Here is an 18,126-nt window from a genome sequence, read left to right on the forward strand (position 1 = left end):
ACATAACAGGAACAACTGCTGCCGGAAGTGAACGTCATGGCGATGAGCGCCGTGGCGCGGGACACTGTTTTTGCCCTGCGCCGCCAGATCGCGAAGATCGAGGGAACGCTGCCCGAGCGCCTGGAAGCGCCGGCAAGCGGCGCACCCGCCGATACCGCTCGATCCGACATCACAGTCGTCCGGCGCGGCCTCGTCGTGGCCTCGCCGGATGCCTTCCTGCACACCGGCATCGAACGCCTCGACACCGCCCTTGGCGGCGGCCTGCCGAAAGCGACGCTCAGTGAAATCCATGGGCTGGAGACCCGCGATGCCGGCGCCGTCGCCGGCTTCGCGCTGTCGCTCACCAGCCTGATCCTCAAGGAAAAGCAGGGCCTGCCCATTCTCTGGATCGGCACGGCGGAGATTTTCCGCGAGGCCGGCTTTCCCTATGCCAGGGGACTCCAAATCCTGTTCGGCATCGAGCCGGAGCAATTGCTGTTTTCCGAAGCGCCGAAGCTCCTGGACGCGCTGTGGATCGCCGAGGAGGCCGCCCGCATGACGGCCTTCGCCGCCGTCATCCTCGAGATCCGCGGCAACCCGCAGCGGCTCGACCTTACCGCGACGCGGCGGCTGCATGCGCGGGCGCAAAGCGCCGGCCGCCCGGTGCTTTTGCTGCGCCAGGCCGGGGCGGCCGAGCCCACCTCCGCGCCGGTGCGCCTCATCGTCTCGGCAGCGCCGGCGGCGAGCCGCGAGACGCTCGCCGGCCCGCTCGCCGGCTCGATCGGCCGCCCCGCCTTCACCGTCGATATCGGCAAGAGCCGCACGGCCCTGCCCGGACAATTCACACTGGAGTGGAACCCCGATGAGCACGCTTTTGAGGAAAGAAGAAGGGGTGAGGAAAGAAGAAGCGATGAGGAAAGAAGGCCCCAGGAAGAGCGGGCAGCGAATCCTGTCGCTGTGGTTCCCGTACCTGTGCGCGGAGCGGATCCTGCGCCAGCGTCTGGGGCGGTCCTGGCGTTCCCGGCCGTCGGATCACCTGCCGCTGGTGATCAGCCATCGCGACAGCAACGCCCAGCGCATCGCAGCCCTCGACGAGCGGGCTGAGGCGCTCAAATTGAAGCGTGGCATGGGCATTGCCGATGCGCGCGCCATGCACCCCTCGATCGACGTGGTGGAGGCCGACCCGGAAGCCGACCGCCGCCTGCTCGAAGGCCTTGCCGACTGGTGCGACCGCTACACGCCGTTGGTGGCGATCGACGGCGAGGACGGGCTGTTCCTCGACGTCACCGGCTGCACGCATCTGTTCGGCGGCGAGCGCGCCATGCAGGACGAGATCCTCACCCGCTTCTTCCAGCAGGGCTTCGATGTCCGCGCCGGTCTCGCCTCAACGCCGGGCGCCGCCTGGGCGGCGGCGCGCTTCCACGGCGACCGCATCGTCGCCGGCGGCGAGGAGGAGGCGCTGCTGGCACCCTTGCCGCTTTCGGCGCTGCGCATCGCGCCCGAAACCCGCGCCAGCCTCGAAAGCGTCGGCCTGCGCACGGCGGGCGCCGTGATGGCCGCGCCCCGCGCCCCGCTCGCTCGCCGCTTCGGCGCCACTTTGCTGCTGCGTCTCGACCAGGCGCTTGGCCGCCTCGACGAGGCGGTGTCGCCGCGCCTTCCAGTCGCGCCGCTTTCGGTCGAGCGCCATCTTGCCGAACCGATCATGCTCACCGACGACATCGAGCGGCTGGTGAGCCGGCTTGCCGTGGCCTTGAAGGTCGATCTCGAACGCCGAGGCGAGGGCGCCAGGGCGCTCGCCCTTCTTCTCTTCCGCGTCGACGGCGCCGTCAGCCGCATCGCGGTCGGCACCTCGCGTCCGATGCGCGAGCCGCAACTGATCCGAAGACTGTTCCACGAACGGCTCGCAGCACTTGAGCAGAACATCGATGCCGGCTTCGGCTTCGACCTCGTGCGGTTGTCGGTGCTTTCGGTCGCCGCCTTCGACATGCTGCAGGGCGACCTTGCCGGCGAGGTTGCCGACGACGATGCCGACATCGCTTTGTTCGCCGACCGCATCCGCGCCCGTCTCGGCGAGGCCGCCGTGCTGAAGCCGGTCGTCGTCGAGAGCCATCTGCCGGAGCGCGCCGTGACCACGGTTCCCTTCGCGGAAGCGCCGCAAAGGCGCATGCCGCCGAAACAATCCGACCGGACAGCGCCGCCGATGACCATCTTCCCGCCGGAGCGGCCGGTGCGGCTGTTCCGCTCGCCCGAGCCGATCGAGGTGCCGGCGACCGAGATCCCCGAGGGCCCGCCGATGAATTTCCGCTGGCGCCGCGCGCTCTACCGCGTCGCCCGTGCCGAAGGGCCGGAACGCATCGCCGCCGAATGGTGGCGGCAGCTGCCCGGCGAGGACGAGGCGCCGACGCGCGACTATTACCGCATCGAGGACAGCGAGGGCCGCCGCTACTGGCTCTATCGCCAGGGCCTCTACAGCAGCGCCGCGCAGGCCGCGCCGCGCTGGTTCATGCATGGGGTGTTCGCATGAACGCGCTGACCGCCATCCCCTATGCCGAGTTCGGCATCCAGTCGAACTTTTCCTTCCTGCGCGGCGCCTCCAAGCCCGAGGAACTGGTGGTCACGGCGAAATTCTACGGCTTTGCCTCGATCGGCCTTGCCGACCGCAACACCGTCGCCGGCGTGGTGCGCGCCTGGCAGCAGGCCAAGGTCGAAAAGCTTGCCTATCATCCCGGCTGCCGCCTGGTTTTCCGCGACGGCACGCCGGATATTCTCGCCTATCCCCGCGACCGCAAGGGCTGGGGGCATCTCTGCCGCATGCTGACCCAGGCCAATTTGCGCGACGAGAACGAGAAGGGCGCGACGCTGCTCGAGCTCGGCGATCTTCTCGAATGGGGCGATCTGATGTCGCTGGCGGTCCTGCCCAGTCCGTCGGGGGGCGCGGAAGATGGTCTCGCGCTCATTAGCCGGCTCAAGGATCGCTTTGGCGCGGCGCTCCGGCTGGCAGTGGCGCCGGATTACGGCGGCAATGACCGTTTCCGCATCGAGCAGGCGGCGGCGATGGCCGAGCATGCGCGTGTCCCGCTGATGGCGACCAACGACGTGCTCTATCATGCCGCCGACCGCCGACCGCTGCAGGACGTGCTCACCGCGATCCGCCTCAACACGCCGGTTTCCGGGGTCGGGCTGGAGCTGACCGCGAATGCCGAACGTCATCTGAAGCCGCCGCTGGAGATGGCGCGCCTTTTTCGCCGCTATCCGCAAGCGCTGGCGGAGACGCTGCGCTTCGCCGAGGAGCTCACCTTCTCGCTCAGCGACCTCGAATACAATTATCCGGACGAGCCGACCGAATCCGGCCTCGGGCCTCAGGCCGAGCTCGAACGTCTGGCGCGGGAAGGGGCTGCCGTCCGCTACCCGGCCGGTGTTCCCGCCCATGTCACGCAGCGCATCACGGAAGAGCTCGCGCTCATCGAGCGGCTGAATTACGCGCGCTATTTCCTGACCGTCCACGACATCGTCAAGTTCGCCCGCAGCAAGGACATCCTTTGCCAGGGGCGCGGCTCGGCCGCCAATTCGGTCATCTGCTTCTGCATCGGCATCACCGAGGTCGGCCCCGACCGGATCGATGCGCTGTTCGAGCGCTTCATCTCCGAGGAACGCAACGAACCGCCGGACATCGACGTCGACTTCGAGCATGAGCGGCGCGACGAGGTCATCGCCTATATCTACGAGAAATACAGCGCCAAGCGCACCGCGCTCGCCGCCGCCGTCATCAGCTATCGCGGCCGTTCGGCCCTGCGCGAGGTGGCCAAGGCCATGGGTCTCTCCGAAGACGTCCGAAGCGCCCTGTCGAGCACCATCTGGGGCTGGTCGACCTCCGAGCTCGGCGAAAGGGAGGCCAATGCCGGCGGCCTCGACCGCACCGACCCGCTGTCGCGGCAGGTGCTGGAGCGCGCCAACGAGATCATGGGCTTTCCCCGCCATCTCTCCCAGCATGTCGGCGGCTTCGTCATCACCCGAGACCGGCTTGACGAGGTCGTGCCCATCGTCAAGACGGCGATGGAGGAGCGCAAGATGGTCGAGTGGGACAAGGACGACCTCGACGCGGTGAAGATCCTCAAGGTGGATGTGCTGGCGCTCGGCATGCTGACCTGCCTGAAGCGCGCCCTGACCCTGCTCACGCACCATTATCCCAAGGCGCGGGATCCGTTTGGACAACCCTACGTGCTCGCCACCCTCCCGGAAGAGGACGGGCGCGTCTACGCCATGATCTGCCGGGCCGACACGCTTGGCGTCTTCCAGATCGAATCGCGCGCCCAGATGTCGATGCTGCCGCGGCTCAAGCCTGAAAAGTTCTACGACCTCGTCATCGAGGTGGCGATCGTGCGGCCCGGCCCGATCCAGGGCGACATGGTGCATCCCTATCTGCGCCGCCGACAGGGCAAGGAGAAGGCCGAATATCCCAAGCCCGAGCTGGAAGAGATCCTCGGCAAGACGCTGGGCGTGCCGCTGTTCCAGGAACAGGCGATGAAGATCGCCATCGTCGCCGGCGGCTTCAGGCCGGGCGAGGCCGACGAATTGCGCCGCGCCATGGCCACCTTCAAGCGCACCGGCACGATCGGCAATTACCGCCAGCGGATGATCGACGGCATGGTCGGCAGGGGTTACGAGAAGGAGTTCGCCGAGCGCTGCTTCAAGCAGATCGAGGGCTTCGGCGAATATGGCTTCCCGGAAAGCCATGCCGCGTCCTTCGCGCTGCTGGTCTATGCCTCCTGCTGGTTCAAGACCTTCTATCCCGACGTCTTCTGCGCCGCGATCCTGAATGCGCAGCCGATGGGTTTTTACCAGCCGGCCCAGCTTGTCCGCGACGCGCGCGACCACGGCGTCGAGGTGCGCGAGGTCGACATCAACCACTCCGTCTGGGATTGCACACTGGAAGAATCCACCTTCGATCCCTCGCGTCTCCTCGAACGCCATGCCTCGATGCGCGGCGTCATCGAGACGGCTCATGCCGTGCGGCTCGGTTTCCGCCAGATCAAGGGGTTGTCCGGGGAGCGCATGGATGCCGCCGTTGCCCGGCGCGGCGACGGCTATCGATCGGTCAGGGATGTCTGGCTGCGTTCGGGCCTCGATGTCGGCGAGATCGAAAGGCTGGCTGAGGCCGACGCCTTCCGCTCGCTCGGCCTCGACCGCCGCGCGGCGCTCTGGGAGGTGCGCGCGCTCGACGGCAGGAGCGCCGCGGAAAAACTGCCGCTATTCGACCAGCCGTCGCTGCGCCTGCGCGAGCTGGAACCCGAGACGAAGCTGCCGAAGATGCCGCTCGGCGAGCATGTCGTCCACGACTACCGCTCGCTCGGCCTTTCCCTGAAGGCGCATCCCGTCGCCTTCCTGCGCGAGCGGCTCACCCGCGCCGGCATCACCCCCAATGCCAGCCTGCCGTCGGTGAGCGATGGCCGCCGCGTCTCCGTCGCCGGCCTGGTGCTGGTGCGCCAGCGCCCCGGCAAGGGCAACGCGATCTTCCTCACCCTGGAGGATGAAAAGGCGATCGCCAATGTCATCATCTGGCCGCGCGTCTTCGACCGCTTCCGCTCCGTGGTCATGGGCGCGCGCTTCATCCGCGTCACCGGCAAGCTGCAGCACGAATCGGATGTCATCCACATCGTCGCCGACAGGATCGAGGATCTGACGTCCTGGCTGAGCGTACTTCTGCGGCCACCTACTATCGAGCATCAGCCCGCCGACAGCCCCAGACCGAATGGATCGGAGCGCGCCGCAAGCCGCGTCCTGCCTGTCCGGCAGGACATCGAGGCTCTATCGGGCACCGCGCAGCAGGTCATGCCCAAGGGGCGCAATTTTCAGTAGGATAAAGCATGAGCCCTTACTCTGGGGCGCTGCAGCGGTGCAGAATCTTGACGCCGGCGGGACAGCGCCCCCCTCTGTCCTGCCGGACATCTCCCCCACTTGGGGGGAGATCGGACGTCACGCAGACTTTCGCCAATCTCCGGCGTTGCAGGAAGAGCGCCGCGACGAAACTGCCAATCTCCCCCCAAGTTGGGGAGATGGCCGGTAGGCCAGAGGGGGGCGCGAAGGATCACCAACCTTTTTCGTCACCGCATCCGTTGAAGACTCCTCACGATGGCCCGCCCAGCCGTGGCGGCGGCGTGAGCGCATCTTCGGCCGAGATCGTGCGCGCTTCCGAAGGCAGCATGATCGGAATGCCGTCGCGCACCGGATAGGCGAGCTTCGCCACGCGTGAGATCAACTCGCCGCGCTCGGGGTCCCAGGTCAGCGGTCCCTTGGTCAGCGGGCAGGCAAGCAGTTCCAGTAATTTCGGGTCGACCGTCGCCTTGCGCCCATCACGTCCGTCCGCCGCCATCGCACTTTTCCGTTGTCCAATTGCCACGGGCTTAAGTGTGCTGAGATTCAGGTGAGGCCGGCCTGCAAATGGCGGCTTCCTGCGCTTCCGGTGCTCACGTACTTCAAGTACGCTCCGCTCCGGTTCTCGGAAGCCACCATTTTCGGCTCGGCCTCACCTGAATATCAATACACTTACTGTATGCTGGAGCCAAAATCCTCATCCTCGCGCGCCAGCGTTATTTCGGTGATGGCGATCAGCGTCTCGGCGCGCGTCTTCAAGTCCGCGGCCTCGAGCAGCGCCTGCTTCTCGGCCGGCCCATAGGGCGCCATCATCGACAGGGCATTGACCAGCATGGCGTTCTCGGCGCGGCTGACGCTTTCCCAGTCGGCCTCGAGGTCGTTGGCCTGCAGGTAGGCGCGAAACGCCTTGAGCAGAGCCGGCCGGTCGACCTCGGCGCCGGCTGGATCCTCCTCGAGATCGGCGAGGAAGGCCGCGATCCGGCATTGCCGGAACGGCGTCCTGACCGTCAGCTCCTGCGTGACGCGGAAGCGGCAGACACCTTGCAGCGAGATCAGGTAGCGGCCGTCGCCGGTCTCGGCGAGCGAGATGATGCGCCCGGCGCAGCCGACGCTGCACAGCTCCGGCCCGCCGTCGTCGCGCAGCGCGCCGTCGAGACTTGGCTGGATCATGCCGATCAGCCGGGACCCGGCCATCGCCTCATCGATCATCTGCAGGTAACGCGGCTCGAAAATGTTGAGCGGCATGCGGCCGCCCGGCAGGAGCAGCGCTCCGGCGAGCGGAAACACCGGGATCGTCGACGGCAAATCCCTCGCGAGCCGGTAGCGGGCGTTTCCGACCTGCACTTCAACCCTCCGCCTGCACTTCAACCTTCGAAAGCGTCGCCGGCCAGCGTGTCAAACCTGCGGTCTCCTCCGACGCAGCCCGGCTCATTCAACCCTTCATCGCAGGGCAAGCCGTTCTCGCCTGCCGCCTATCTGGCGCAGTCGCCGCCTTGTGCAAGCCCCTTACCCAGCAAAAGGGGCCGGCAGCAAAGCCGGCAAAACGCTCAGGAGAACAACAGCGATGACAGCTTGCGCCGCGCCGCAAGCGTGGCCTCGTCGGTCATCCCCCATGCCTCGAAGAATTTCAAGAGCTGCGCCCGTGCGCCGTCGTCGTTCCACGCCCTGTCGGCCTTGACGATGGCCAGCAGATTGTCGGCGGCCTGCATCCGCTCGCCGCGCGCGTTCTGCACCATCGCCAGGTCGAACCGCGCCTGATGATCGTTCGGATCGGCGGCGAGCCGCCGCTCGAACTCCGCCGGATTGCCAAGCGCCGCCGCTTCCGCCGCAAGCGTCATCTTGGCGCGCAGCGCCGCAAGCGCCGGTGCGTCCTTCTTGTCCTCCGGCGCCTTCGCCAGCACCGCCTCGGCGCTCTGTGCGTCGCCTGCGTCGAACAGTATCTCACCCAGGCCCGCGATCGCCTCGATGGTTTCGGGCGCCTGCTCAATGATCGCGTCGTAGATGTCAGCCGCGGTCTGGACGTCGCCCGCCTCGTGCGCCTCGCCGGCCGCTGCCAGCGCGTCGGTGATCTGCGGCGCGCCGCCACCGCCCTTGCCGCCGACCTTCTGGATGAACTGCGTGATCTGGCTCTCTGGAATCGCGCCCATGAAGCCGTCGACCGGCTGGCCGTCCTTGAAGGCGATGACCGCGGGAATGGACTGGATGCCGAGCTGGCCGGCGATCGAGGGGTGGTCGTCGATATTCATCTTGACCAGCTTGACCTTGCCGCCGGCAGCCTGGACCGCCTTTTCGATCTGCGGTGTCAGCTGCTTGCAAGGGCCGCACCAGGGCGCCCAGAAGTCGACCAGCACCGGCTGGCGGCGCGATTCCTGGATGACGTCGGCGGCGAACGTCGCGGTCGTGGTGTCCTTGACCAGGTCGGCGGCCGCCGGCGCCTCGCCGAGCGATACCTTGGCACGGTCGCCGCCGCCATACTGGACGGACTGGGCGTACTGGCCGGCATTGCCGCCAAATGAGCCGCTGAACGGGTTGTTGTCACTCATATCGTCGCCCTTTCGGTCGCCGGCGTCGGGACGCGGCGCGTCATTGTCGGAATTCGATTTCGCCATCCATGTGGCGATCAGCCCCTAACTTTCAAGATAATGGGACTTTCAAGGTAACGAGACTTTCAAGATAACAGGATCGTGGCCGGTTGCCTCGACGAATCTGACGAGATCGGCGGCGGCAATGGTCGTCGTCGCCTCATTGGTCAGCGGGTGGCCGTTGATGACCTCGTGGCTCATCAACTCCTGGTCGAGAACCACCTTCACCCGTCCGGCCGTGTCGTTGATCAGGCCGAAGACGGTGACCGCGCCGGGAATGACGCCGAGCAGCTCCATCAGCATTTCCGGCTTGCCGAACGACACGCGGCCGGAAGCACCGATCAGGTGATGGATTTGCTTGAGGTCGACCTCCGCCTCCTCGCCCACCGTGACGAGAAAGAAATTGTCCTTCTTGTCCTTGAGGAAGAGGTTCTTGGTGTGGCCGCCTGGGATCTCGCCGCGCAGCGCCTGCGAATCGGCGACCGTGAACAAGGGCGGATGGCGCACCGTCGAGGCGGAGATGCCGAGATCGGCAAGAAAGGCATAAAGCTCGCATTCGGTCTTCGGCATCGGTCCTCGCATCATCCGGAAAGCTCATGCCGTTTACGGCCAACCATGCCCTCGGGGCAAGATCGCCCGGGTGGGCCAACGCAATCCGCCTGTCGAAACGAACCTTCGGTGTATGAAGAGCCAGCTCCAAAAAGACCGTCATTTCCCTGTTGCAATCGGCGCGCTCTTCGGCCATATAGGCGCGGCTTGCGGCCCAAGGCCGCGCGAGCGGGTGTAGCTCAGGGGTAGAGCACAACCTTGCCAAGGTTGGGGTCGGGCGTTCGAATCGCCTCACCCGCTCCAGTTTCCTCACCGAGGATCAAGCAAACGAAAAGCCGCGGTTTCCGCGGCTTTTTCGCATTTTGAGGCTGGCCGAAAGCCGCTTTCGCGGGGTCTACGCCAGCCTCGCCCTCGTCGTCCTCGGCGTCGCCAGCAAAAGGCTCGTCTCGCTGCCCGTTATGCCGGGGATCAGCCGTATCCGCCGCAGCACCGCATCGAAATCGGTCAGCGAGGCGGTGCCGAGCTCGACCACAAGGTCCCAGCGGCCGTTGGTGGTGTGAATGGTGGAAATCTCCGGAAAGCCGCCGAGCGCCCGGATGACGCGGTCGGCGGCATGGCCCTCGATCTCGATCATCATGACGCCGCGTATCTTCTGGTCGACCGCGTCGGCGCGCAGTACCACCGTATAGCCGATGATCTCGCCGGATTTTTCCAGCCGCTCCATGCGTGCCCTGACCGTCGCGCGCGACAGGCCGAGATCGAGCGCGAGGTCAGAGACGCTGCGCCGCGCATCGTGCCTGAGAAGCGTCACCAGCCTTTCGTCGAGCGAGTCCATGATTGTCCATTTCGATCGAATTCTATGTCCAATATGATAGATTACCCTTTTCGAAATGCCAATTTCGCCTGTTCAAACCGCCAGACCGCAATGGTTCACTGCTTCGATCAATCGCAAGGGCGGAAAAGAATCATGCGCTGCAGGATCGTTGGCGCGCCGGTGCAGGACGGTGCGGGCAGGATGGGATGCGAGATGGGGCCGAGCGCGCTGCGCACCGCGGGGCTTGTTTCGGTGCTGTCGGAGCTTGGCCATGAGGTCGAGGACTGGGGCGCGGTGCAGAAGGCTCAGTCGCGCGCGGTCGTCCATGGCAATCTCGCCTTGAAGGCCCTGCCGGAGATTTCCGCCTGGACGGCGTCGATTGCCGAGACCGCCTATGTGGCTTCGAAGGACGCGATGCCGATCTTTCTCGGCGGCGACCACTCGATCTCCGCTGGCACCGTCTCCGGCGTAGCCCGCCGCGCCGCCGAACGCGGCCGGCCGCTCTTCGTGCTCTGGCTCGACGCGCACCCGGATTTCCACACGCTCGACACCACCACCAGCGGCAACCTGCACGGCGTGCCGCTCGCCTATGCCAGCGGCCGGCCGGGCTTTTTGGGCTATTTCCCCGATCTGCCGACCGCCGTCGACCCCGCCCGCGTCTGTACCATGGGCCTGCGCAGCGTCGATCCGGCCGAGCGCCGGGCGCTGAACGAAGCCGGCGTCACCGTGCACGACATGCGCGCCATCGACGAGCATGGTATCGCGCCGCTGCTGCGCGCCTTCTTGCGCCTCGTCGAGAAGGAAAACGGGCTGCTGCATGTCAGCCTCGACGTCGACTTCCTCGACCCGTCGATCGCGCCGGCCGTCGGCACCACGGTGCCGGGTGGCGCCACCTTCCGCGAGGCGCATCTGCTGATGGAGATGCTGTCCGACAGCGGCCTGGTCTCCAGCCTCGACCTTGTCGAGCTGAACCCGTTCCTCGACGAGCGCGGCCGCACAGCGACCCTGATGGTCGATCTCACCGGCAGCCTGATGGGCCGCCGCATCATGGACCGCCCGACCCGCAGCCATTCCGGAAGCCTCTGACCATGACCCAGCCTTCCCGCCTTGCCATCGTCCCCTTCGTCAGCGTCGACCGCATGATGAAGCTGGTGCTCGCCATCGGCGTCGAGCGCTTCCTCACCGAGCTCGCCGCCTATATCGAAGAGGATTTCCGCCGCTGGGAGCTGTTCGACAAGACGCCGCGCATCGCCTCGCACAGCCATGACGGCGTCATCGAGCTGATGCCTACCAGCGACGGCCGCCTCTACGGCTTCAAATATGTCAACGGCCACCCGAAGAACATGCGCGAGGGCCGTCAGACGGTCACCGCTTTCGGCGTGCTGGCCGATGTCGGCTCCGGCTATCCGATGCTCTTGACCGAAATGACGATCCTGACGGCGCTGCGCACTGCGGCCACTTCCGCCGTCGCCGCCAAATATCTGGCGCCCAAGGGCTCGCGCGCCATGGCCATCATCGGCAACGGTGCCCAGTCCGAATTCCAGGGCGTCGCCTTCAAGGCGCTGCTCGGCATCGACCGGCTGCGGCTCTACGACATCGACCGCCAGGCCTCGGAAAAATGCGCGAGGAACCTCGCCGGCCAGGGTTTCGACATCACCATCTGTTCGACCGGGCAAGACGCGGTCGAAGGCGTCGACATCATCACCACGGTGACGGCCGACAAGCAGTATGCCACGATCCTTACCGACAACATGGTGGGTTCCGGCGTGCACATCAACGCGGTCGGCGGCGACTGCCCCGGCAAGACCGAGCTGCACCGCGACATCCTCCTGCGCTCCGACATCTTCGTCGAGTTCCCGCCGCAGACGCGCATCGAGGGCGAGATCCAGCAGCTCGACGCCGACCATCCGGTGACCGAGCTGTGGCAGGTGATGACCGGCAAGGCGCAAGGGCGCAAGACGCCGGAACAGATCACGCTGTTCGATTCCGTCGGCTTCGCCACCGAGGATTTTTCCGCCCTCCGCTATGTCCGCGACCAGCTCCAGGCCACCGGCCTCTATGAGGAGCTCGACCTTCTCGCCGACCCCGACGAGCCGCGCGACCTGTTCGGCATGCTGCTGAGGGCAGCCATGCAGCCGGCTGCCTGAGGGACTGCGATCTGCTATCCGCGCGCTGGCGCGCAGCTCTCCCGCTCGACGAGGACCGGCGCCAGCACCTCGCGACGCGACGGCGCTGCCGGCTCGCCGACGCGCTCGAGCAGCAGGCTCACCGCCCGCGTTCCGATCTTCTCGACCGGCTGCGCGATCGTCGTCAGCGGCGGCCACGTGGTGACCGCATAGGGAATGTCGTCGAAGCCGACCAGCGACATGTCGTCGGGAACACGCAATCCGCGCGATCGCAGCGCGGTGATGGCGCCCATGGCCATCAGGTCGTTGCAGGCGAACACCGCGGTGATATCCGGCGCCTGCGCCATCAGCCGCTCCATCGCCAGGCGGCCACCGGCGAAATGATAGTCGGAATCGACCACCGACGAGGCAGGCAAGTCGAGGCCCACCTCCTTCAACGCCCTGGTGAAGCCGCGCAGGCGGGCCGGGCTGGAGCTCGAATCGCGCGGGCCGCCGATGACGCCGATCCGCTCATGGCCGAGCCCGGCCAGATGGCGGCCGGCGAGATAGCCGCCGTGATCATGGTCGACCAGCACGGTATCGACGTTGACGGAATGGATCTCGCGGTCGAGCAGCACCGCCGGCACGGCGGCGGAAAGGTGTGAGAACACCCGCGCGTGGTCGGACGAGCCGGCGAAGATCAGCCCGTCGATCTGCTTTGCCAGCAGCACCGACAGATAGCGCTCTTCCTTCTCCGCGCTGCCGTCGGAGTTGCACAGGATCACCGTGTAGCCCGCCACGAACCCAGCATCCTCGATCTGGCGCGCCACGCCGGCGAAGAACGGGTTGGAATTGTCGGGCAGCAGCAGGCCGATGGTCTTGGTCTCGCCGCGCCTGAGGCTTCTCGCCAGCGAATTCGGGCTGTAGCGCAAGGCTGTGATCGCCGCACGAACGCGCTCGGCCGTCTCCGGCTCGACATGGCGCGTGCGGTTCATCACATGCGAGACGGTTGCGACCGACACTCCGGCATGGCGCGCGACATCGGCAATCGTCGTCATCGTTTCCTTCCCCCTGGCGAATAACCCGCAGCGGCCGTCCCCGATAGAGGTCTAGGATGACGGTGAGCACAATGACAAGGCCAATCACGATCGGTTTGAAATTGTCGCCGACGCCGAGCAGCCGCGGCCTTGGGAAATCTCTGTTGCTTCCTCCGCTTGGGCGATCCGTAATCGGTTACGCAACCGATTAATGGCCAAATTGTGCCTGGATTTGGCGGGTGTCAATGGGCGGAGATGCGCTGCTGCGGCTGTCAGGTCGGGTATGGTCGGCCACGTAAGGCTCGGCCAGCCTGCCTCTCACCGCCAGCCGAGCGCCGGCGCGACGTGCTTCAGGATCGCCTCGATGACGTGGGCGTTGTAGTCGACGCCGAGCTGGTTGGGCACGGTGAGCAGCAGTGTGTCGGCCTCGGCGATCGCCTGGTCCCCCTTGAGTTGTTCCACCAGCACGTCGGGCTCGGCGGCGTAGGTGCGGCCGAACACGGCGCGGCGCTCCGGCTCGATATAGCCGAAATGATCCTCGCCCTCGCTGCCGCCGAAATAGGCGCGGTCCATGTCGTTGACCAAGGCGAAGATGCTGCGGCTCACCGAGACGCGCGGCTCCCGGGCGTGGCCGGCTTCCTTCCAGGCGGCGCGATAGGCGCGGATCTGCTCGGCCTGCTGGATGTGCAGCGGCTCGCCGCTCTCGTCGAATTTGAGCGTCGAGCTCTGCAGGTTCATGCCGAGCTTGGCCGCCCATTCGGCGGTGGCGTTGGTGGCAGCGCCCCACCAGATCCGCTCGCGCAGGCCGGCCGAGAACGGCTCGAGGCGCAAGAGGCCGGGCGGATTGGGAAACATCGGCCGCGGATTGGGTTGCGCAAAGCCTTCGCCGCGCAAAAGATCGAGGAATATCTCGGCATGGCGGCGGGCCATGTCGGCGTCGGTCTTGCCCTCCTCCGGCACATAGCCGAAATAGCGCCAGCCGTCGATCACCTGCTCGGGCGAGCCGCGGCTGATGCCGAGCTGCAGCCGGCCGCCGGCGATGAGGTCGGCCGCGCCCGCATCCTCGGCCATGTAGAGCGGGTTCTCGTAGCGCATGTCGATGACGGCGGTGCCGAGCTCGATGTGCTTGGTTTTCGCCCCGGCCGCGGCAAGCAGCGGGAAGGGCGAGCCGAGCTGGCGGGCAAAATGGTGGACGCGGAAATAGGCGCCGTCGGCGCCCAGCTCCTCGGCCGCGACCGCAAGGTCGATCGACTGCAGCAGCGCGTCGGCGCCCGAGCGCGTGCCCGATTGCGGCGAGGGCGACCAATGCCCGAAGGACAGAAACCCGATCTTCTTCATGCGCTCCGTTCCCAATTCCCTGACGTAGATATTTTCACTGCTCGGATGGGCTTGCGTTTAGCGGGCCGCATACCTCGGAGATTGGCCGGAACGCCCACCGCTTCGTTAGGGAGGCCTCCGCCAAGCCCAAACATTTGCGATGGTTCGGCGAAACGGACAATGAAATCCGACAAGCTGCAGCCTTTCAAGCCGGAAATCCGTCAGTCGGTGCGGATCCAGACACCCTTGGTGTTGAGGTATTCGTCGAGATGCTCGGCGCCGCCCTCGCGGCCATAGCCGCTCATCTTGTAGCCACCGAAGGGCACCGCCGGGTCGATCGCGTGATAGGTGTTGACCCAGACCGAACCGGCGCGCAGCCGGTTGGCGAGCTGATGCGCCTTGCCGATATCCTTCGTGAACACACCGGCGCCGAGGCCGTAAGGCGTGTCGTTGCCGCGTCGCACCGCCTCGTCCAGCGTGTCGAAGGGCAGCGCCGAGATGATCGGGCCAAAAATCTCCTCACGCGCGATGCGCATGCCGTCTGTCACGCCGGCGAACACGCCGGGTGTCATGAAATTGCCGGCGGCAAGCGTGCCTTCAGTGATGCGCTCGCCACCCGTCACCAGCCGCGCGCCCTCGCGCGCGCCGTCGGCGATGAAGCCGCTGACGCGCTCGAGCTGTCTTGGCGAGATCAGCGGCCCGATCTCGATTTCGGGATCGGCGCCGTCGCCGATCCGGAGCTTGGCCGCGAAGGCCGCGACGCGCTCGACGAATTCCTCATAGATCGGCCGCTCGACGAAGAGCCGCGACCCGGCGATGCAGATCTGGCCGGAATTGGCGAAGACCGACATGGCCGCCACCGGCACGGCGCGCTCGATATCGGCGTCGGCCAGGACGATCACCGGCGACTTGCCGCCGAGTTCCAGCGACACACGCTTCATGTTGGCGGCAGAGGCACGCAGGATCGCCTGACCCGTCGCGGTCGAGCCGGTGAAGACCAGCTTGTCGACGTCCATATGCGCGGCCAAAGGCGCGCCGGCCTCCGCGCCGGTTCCGGTCACGACATTGACGACGCCGGGCGGCACGCCGGCTTCCTGCATCAGGTCGGCGATCAAGAGCGGCGTCAGCGGCGCTTCTTCCGAGGGTTTCAGCACGATGGTGCAGCCGGTGGCCAAAGCCGGGCCGATCTTCCAGATCGAGGCAGCGGTGGGCGCATTCCAGGGGATGATCGCGCCGACCACGCCGACGGGCTCCTTGCGCGTGTAGGAGACGATCTCGCCCGGCAGCGAATTGCCGATGGTGTGGCCGTGGATCGACGTCGCCATGCCGGCATAGAAGCGCAGCATGCCGAGCACGCGATTCTTGTTGGCGAGGGTGCGGGTGACCGGCATGCCCATGTCGGTGGTGTCGGAAAGCGCCAGCTCCTCCCAATGCCGCTCTATCACGTCGGCGATCTTCAACAGCAGCAGCTGGCGCTCATAGGGCTTGAAGCGGCTCCACGGCCCCTCGAAGGCCCGCCGCGCCGCCGCGACCGCCAGGTCGATATCCCTCGAATCGGCCTGCGGCACGGTGCCGATCACCGCGCCGGTGGCCGGATTGCGCGTCTCGAACGCCCGGCCGCTCACCGAATCGCGCCATTCGCCGTCGATCAGCATCCGGCGATGCCGGCCGTCGATCGGCGTGCGTAGGGAAAAGTCTCTCACCGGTATCGTCATCGCGAGCCGCTTTCTCTGACGAGCATGGCGTTATGGCACCGGCCTGCACCGGGGTGCAAGTTCGGCTCCGCGGTCGAATCGCCAGTCGCCGGCTGATCTATCCATCCGCCATACTTTGTACTTCATCGCCTATTGAACAAGACTGGACCGGCCCTCCGTCTGGAACGGGCGGCGAAACACGGAGCCCGGCACCCATTCATGCATGAACTGACGCCCGTTCTCTCCACCGTGACCGCTTCCTTCCTGGCGTCCTTCGTCGAGGTGGTCGAAGCCTTCACCATCGTGCTCGCCGTCGGCGTGACGCGCGGCTGGCGGCCGGCGCTGACCGGCGCGGCGTCGGCGCTCGCCGTGCTGGCGGCGCTGGTGCTGGCCTTCGGGCCGTTGCTGGCGCTCGTCCCCATCACGCTCCTGCAATTCGTGGTCGGCGTGCTGCTGGTCCTGTTCGGCATGCGCTGGCTGCGCAAGGCGATCCTGCGCAGCGCCGGCGTCATCGCGCTGCGCGACGAGGAGGCGGCCTTCTCCAGGGAAACCGATGCGCTGAGCCGCCAGGCCAACGACCGCCGCGCCGGCTACCTGGCCGGCGTCGCGGCCTTCAAGGCGGTGCTGCTCGAAGGGGTTGAGGTGGTATTCATAGTCATCGCCGTCGGCGCCGCCCACGGCCAGACGCTTCAAGCCGGCTTCGGCGCGCTCGCGGCCGTCGTGCTGGTGATGCTGATCGGTCTCGCCGTGCACCGGCCGCTGGCGCGCGTGCCGGAAAACGCGCTCAAATTCGCCGTCGGCCTGATGCTGACCAGCTTCGGCGTGTTCTGGACCGGTGAAGGCCTCGGCGCCGAATGGCCGGGCGAGGATTTTGCGCTCCTTGCCATCTTCGCCATCATCGCCGCCGCATCCCTCGCCATGGTGCGCTGGCTGCGCAACAGCTGCGCGGCGCCCGCTGAGGGAATTGCCCGATGAAAATCATCCGTCTCGTTCTGAAGGAGCTCGTCGGCATGTTCGTCGACGACGGCAGTCTCGCGCTGCTGGCGGTGATCCTGATTGCCCTGGTCACCGGCGCTGTGAAGCTTCTGGCGCTGCCGCCGCTCGCCGGCGGCATCCTGATTCTGGCCGGCTGTCTGGCGATCCTTTTGGAAAGCACGAGGCGCGGCGCGCGCGGCAGCAGCCGGACCTAAACCGACCTGAAGGTGACAGGGGCATCCGGCCGGTTAAGCCTGGATGGCGCGGCTTTCCCTGCGGATCGTGCTTTTCACGAAAAGCTCGGCGTGCTCAGCCCACTGGATTTCCGTCACGTTGTTCTCGCGCACGGATCGCCTGAAAGCTTCTCGCAAGGCGTCGAGCTCAAAAACCGACATCCGTCCGGGTGTATTGCGCTTCGATGCGCGAGCGTCCATCGCGTTGCCGCCAGCCAGGGTTCAGGCCTGATCTGTATGCCTGGTCGGTTCAGGCCATCAAGGCGTCGCCGCTGACTTCTTTTGGGTGCAAACCGGCCAGGGTTGGCCGTGAAATACACGATCGCGATCAGTAGACGGTGAACAAGGTCGGCAGCACGCCGGCCATGCGAAAATACTCGACCGTTTCGATGAGTGGAAACAAGGCCAGGAAATAAAGCCCGTCCCGGAACGTGTTCTTCAGCGCGCCGGTGGAAAAGACCCAATGGTCCTGGTCGCGGTAAAGCATCGGGTTCGGCCAGAAACGCGGCGTCCGTTCGGCATAGGCCGTGTAGCCGGCGCCGAACTTGGCCGCCAGGAACTCGGCCTCCCGGCTGGCGGTGAACCGGAAGACAAGGAAGCTTGCGAAACCCAGCATCGCCGCAGCCAGCACCGATCCGAACATCAGCCCGATGCCGGCCGCGCCGATGGTCGAGAAGAAGTAAAGCGGGTTCCTGGTCATCGAGAACGGACCCGAGACGACCAGCTCGTCATTCTTCCTGCCGCCGACATAGAGGATGCTCCACAGCCGGCCGAGGAAGCAGATGAGGACGAGGCTGAAGCCGATCATTTCCACCAGCTCGTGCCCGTTCGAGCCTTCGCTGAGAAACGGCTTGGAAAACAAGAGCAGGACGATGGCCATGACCGCGGCGACCTGGACGACGATCAGGCGCTTGTGCTGGTCGAGCGCTCTTGGCGCTGACTTGAGCGATGTGTAAGCCATTCGGGTTCA

At 66.3% G+C, this 18,126-nt stretch carries 17 protein-coding genes and 1 tRNA gene; 8 read left to right on the plus strand and 10 right to left on the minus strand.

Annotated elements, in window-relative coordinates; genetic code table 11:
- Positions 1–36 precede the first annotated feature (36 nt).
- Genes EH240_RS38850 through EH240_RS12145 form a run of 3 tightly spaced genes read left to right on the plus strand, consistent with a single transcriptional unit; the run spans position 37 to position 5,835 of the window.
- Positions 37–1,083 carry an ImuA family protein gene (locus EH240_RS38850; RefSeq protein WP_124998457.1) on the plus strand — a complete coding sequence of 349 codons (1,047 nt, stop codon included), beginning with the start codon at positions 37–39 and terminating at the stop codon, positions 1,081–1,083.
- Positions 1,025–2,503 (plus strand): DUF6504 family protein, encoded by a 1,479-nt coding sequence (locus tag EH240_RS12140; protein WP_124998459.1) that lies wholly within the window; start codon positions 1,025–1,027, stop codon positions 2,501–2,503. The genes EH240_RS38850 and EH240_RS12140 overlap by 59 nt, the downstream gene beginning before the upstream one ends.
- Entirely contained in the window at positions 2,500–5,835 is a 3,336-nt protein-coding gene (locus tag EH240_RS12145; RefSeq protein WP_124998461.1) for an error-prone DNA polymerase, read from the plus strand. Before EH240_RS12140 ends, EH240_RS12145 begins: the two co-directional genes overlap by 4 nt.
- 268 nt (positions 5,836–6,103) lie before the next feature.
- On the opposite strand, the gene EH240_RS12155 is transcribed toward EH240_RS12145, so the two are convergent.
- The 4 genes from EH240_RS12155 to EH240_RS12170 form a co-directional block, all read right to left on the minus strand.
- Entirely contained in the window at positions 6,104–6,349 is a 246-nt protein-coding gene (locus EH240_RS12155; protein ID WP_124998463.1) for a Trm112 family protein, read from the minus strand.
- A gap of 173 nt (positions 6,350–6,522) precedes the next feature.
- A complete protein-coding gene (locus EH240_RS12160; RefSeq protein WP_124998465.1) occupies positions 6,523–7,194 on the minus strand; it encodes an LON peptidase substrate-binding domain-containing protein in 672 nt (223 codons plus the stop codon).
- Positions 7,195–7,397: 203 nt separating this feature from the next.
- Positions 7,398–8,393, minus strand: coding sequence for a thioredoxin (gene trxA, locus EH240_RS12165; protein ID WP_124998529.1), 996 nt, complete (start codon positions 8,391–8,393; stop codon positions 7,398–7,400).
- A gap of 108 nt (positions 8,394–8,501) precedes the next feature.
- A complete protein-coding gene (locus tag EH240_RS12170) occupies positions 8,502–9,002 on the minus strand; it encodes a prolyl-tRNA synthetase associated domain-containing protein (protein WP_124998467.1) in 501 nt (166 codons plus the stop codon).
- Between the two features lie 207 nt (positions 9,003–9,209).
- On the opposite strand from EH240_RS12170, the gene EH240_RS12175 reads away from it, so the two are divergent.
- Positions 9,210–9,284 (plus strand) — tRNA-Gly (locus EH240_RS12175).
- Positions 9,285–9,375: 91 nt separating this feature from the next.
- On the opposite strand, the gene EH240_RS12180 is transcribed toward EH240_RS12175, so the two are convergent.
- Positions 9,376–9,816, minus strand: a complete 441-nt coding sequence (locus EH240_RS12180) for an Lrp/AsnC family transcriptional regulator (RefSeq protein WP_124998469.1) — start codon at positions 9,814–9,816, stop codon at positions 9,376–9,378.
- A 132-nt stretch (positions 9,817–9,948) separates the two neighbouring features.
- Between EH240_RS12180 and rocF the strand changes: the two genes are divergently transcribed.
- Positions 9,949–10,881, plus strand: a complete 933-nt coding sequence (rocF, locus tag EH240_RS12185) for an arginase (protein WP_124998471.1) — start codon at positions 9,949–9,951, stop codon at positions 10,879–10,881.
- Between the two features lie 2 nt (positions 10,882–10,883).
- The gene (locus EH240_RS12190; protein WP_124998473.1) at positions 10,884–11,942 is read left to right on the plus strand and encodes an ornithine cyclodeaminase; all 1,059 of its coding nucleotides are present in this window, start codon (positions 10,884–10,886) and stop codon (positions 11,940–11,942) included.
- Positions 11,943–11,956: 14 nt separating this feature from the next.
- On the opposite strand, the gene EH240_RS12195 is transcribed toward EH240_RS12190, so the two are convergent.
- From EH240_RS12195 to EH240_RS12205, 3 genes are all read right to left on the minus strand, one after another.
- Positions 11,957–12,958: a LacI family DNA-binding transcriptional regulator gene (locus EH240_RS12195; protein ID WP_124998475.1), complete on the minus strand. Its 1,002-nt coding sequence runs from the start codon at positions 12,956–12,958 to the stop codon at positions 11,957–11,959.
- Between the two features lie 297 nt (positions 12,959–13,255).
- Complete coding sequence (locus EH240_RS12200) at positions 13,256–14,275, minus strand: LLM class flavin-dependent oxidoreductase (protein ID WP_124998477.1); 1,020 nt, start codon at positions 14,273–14,275, stop codon at positions 13,256–13,258.
- Positions 14,276–14,475: 200 nt separating this feature from the next.
- Positions 14,476–15,969, minus strand: a complete 1,494-nt coding sequence (locus EH240_RS12205; RefSeq protein ID WP_124998479.1) for an aldehyde dehydrogenase family protein — start codon at positions 15,967–15,969, stop codon at positions 14,476–14,478.
- Between the two features lie 198 nt (positions 15,970–16,167).
- Here EH240_RS12205 and EH240_RS12210 point away from each other — a divergent pair, with 198 nt between their 5' ends.
- The gene (locus EH240_RS12210; protein WP_124998481.1) at positions 16,168–16,923 is read left to right on the plus strand and encodes a COG4280 domain-containing protein; all 756 of its coding nucleotides are present in this window, start codon (positions 16,168–16,170) and stop codon (positions 16,921–16,923) included.
- Between the two features lie 35 nt (positions 16,924–16,958).
- The gene (locus EH240_RS12215; protein WP_425374788.1) at positions 16,959–17,138 is read left to right on the plus strand and encodes a hypothetical protein; all 180 of its coding nucleotides are present in this window, start codon (positions 16,959–16,961) and stop codon (positions 17,136–17,138) included.
- Positions 17,139–17,171: 33 nt separating this feature from the next.
- On the opposite strand, the gene EH240_RS12220 is transcribed toward EH240_RS12215, so the two are convergent.
- Together EH240_RS12220 and EH240_RS12225 are read right to left on the minus strand one after the other, a co-directional pair.
- The gene (locus EH240_RS12220) at positions 17,172–17,357 is read right to left on the minus strand and encodes a hypothetical protein (protein ID WP_124998485.1); all 186 of its coding nucleotides are present in this window, start codon (positions 17,355–17,357) and stop codon (positions 17,172–17,174) included.
- Between the two features lie 127 nt (positions 17,358–17,484).
- Positions 17,485–18,117, minus strand: a complete 633-nt coding sequence (locus EH240_RS12225) for a methyltransferase family protein (protein ID WP_124998487.1) — start codon at positions 18,115–18,117, stop codon at positions 17,485–17,487.
- Between the last annotated feature and the right edge of the window lie 9 nt (positions 18,118–18,126).

The organism is Mesorhizobium tamadayense (genome assembly GCF_003863365.1).
In the GTDB taxonomy this organism is placed as follows: domain Bacteria; phylum Pseudomonadota; class Alphaproteobacteria; order Rhizobiales; family Rhizobiaceae; genus Mesorhizobium; species Mesorhizobium tamadayense.

Bases quoted from the DNA above. Each gene is read 5' to 3' on its own strand.
- EH240_RS38850 (WP_124998457.1), top strand. From the start codon at position 37: ATGGCGATGAGCGCCGTGGCGCGGGACACTGTTTTTGCCCTGCGCCGC.
- EH240_RS12145 (WP_124998461.1), top strand. From the start codon at position 2,500: ATGAACGCGCTGACCGCCATCCCCTATGCCGAGTTCGGCATCCAGTCG.
- EH240_RS12155 (WP_124998463.1), bottom strand. From the start codon at position 6,349: ATGGCGGCGGACGGACGTGATGGGCGCAAGGCGACGGTCGACCCGAAA.
- trxA (WP_124998529.1), bottom strand. From the start codon at position 8,393: ATGAGTGACAACAACCCGTTCAGCGGCTCATTTGGCGGCAATGCCGGC.
- EH240_RS12170 (WP_124998467.1), bottom strand. From the start codon at position 9,002: ATGCCGAAGACCGAATGCGAGCTTTATGCCTTTCTTGCCGATCTCGGC.
- EH240_RS12180 (WP_124998469.1), bottom strand. From the start codon at position 9,816: ATGGACTCGCTCGACGAAAGGCTGGTGACGCTTCTCAGGCACGATGCG.
- rocF (WP_124998471.1), top strand. From the start codon at position 9,949: ATGCGCTGCAGGATCGTTGGCGCGCCGGTGCAGGACGGTGCGGGCAGG.
- EH240_RS12190 (WP_124998473.1), top strand. From the start codon at position 10,884: ATGACCCAGCCTTCCCGCCTTGCCATCGTCCCCTTCGTCAGCGTCGAC.
- EH240_RS12195 (WP_124998475.1), bottom strand. From the start codon at position 12,958: ATGACGACGATTGCCGATGTCGCGCGCCATGCCGGAGTGTCGGTCGCA.
- EH240_RS12200 (WP_124998477.1), bottom strand. From the start codon at position 14,275: ATGAAGAAGATCGGGTTTCTGTCCTTCGGGCATTGGTCGCCCTCGCCG.
- EH240_RS12205 (WP_124998479.1), bottom strand. From the start codon at position 15,969: ATGACGATACCGGTGAGAGACTTTTCCCTACGCACGCCGATCGACGGC.
- EH240_RS12210 (WP_124998481.1), top strand. From the start codon at position 16,168: ATGCATGAACTGACGCCCGTTCTCTCCACCGTGACCGCTTCCTTCCTG.
- EH240_RS12215 (WP_425374788.1), top strand. From the start codon at position 16,959: ATGTTCGTCGACGACGGCAGTCTCGCGCTGCTGGCGGTGATCCTGATT.
- EH240_RS12220 (WP_124998485.1), bottom strand. From the start codon at position 17,357: ATGGACGCTCGCGCATCGAAGCGCAATACACCCGGACGGATGTCGGTT.
- EH240_RS12225 (WP_124998487.1), bottom strand. From the start codon at position 18,117: ATGGCTTACACATCGCTCAAGTCAGCGCCAAGAGCGCTCGACCAGCAC.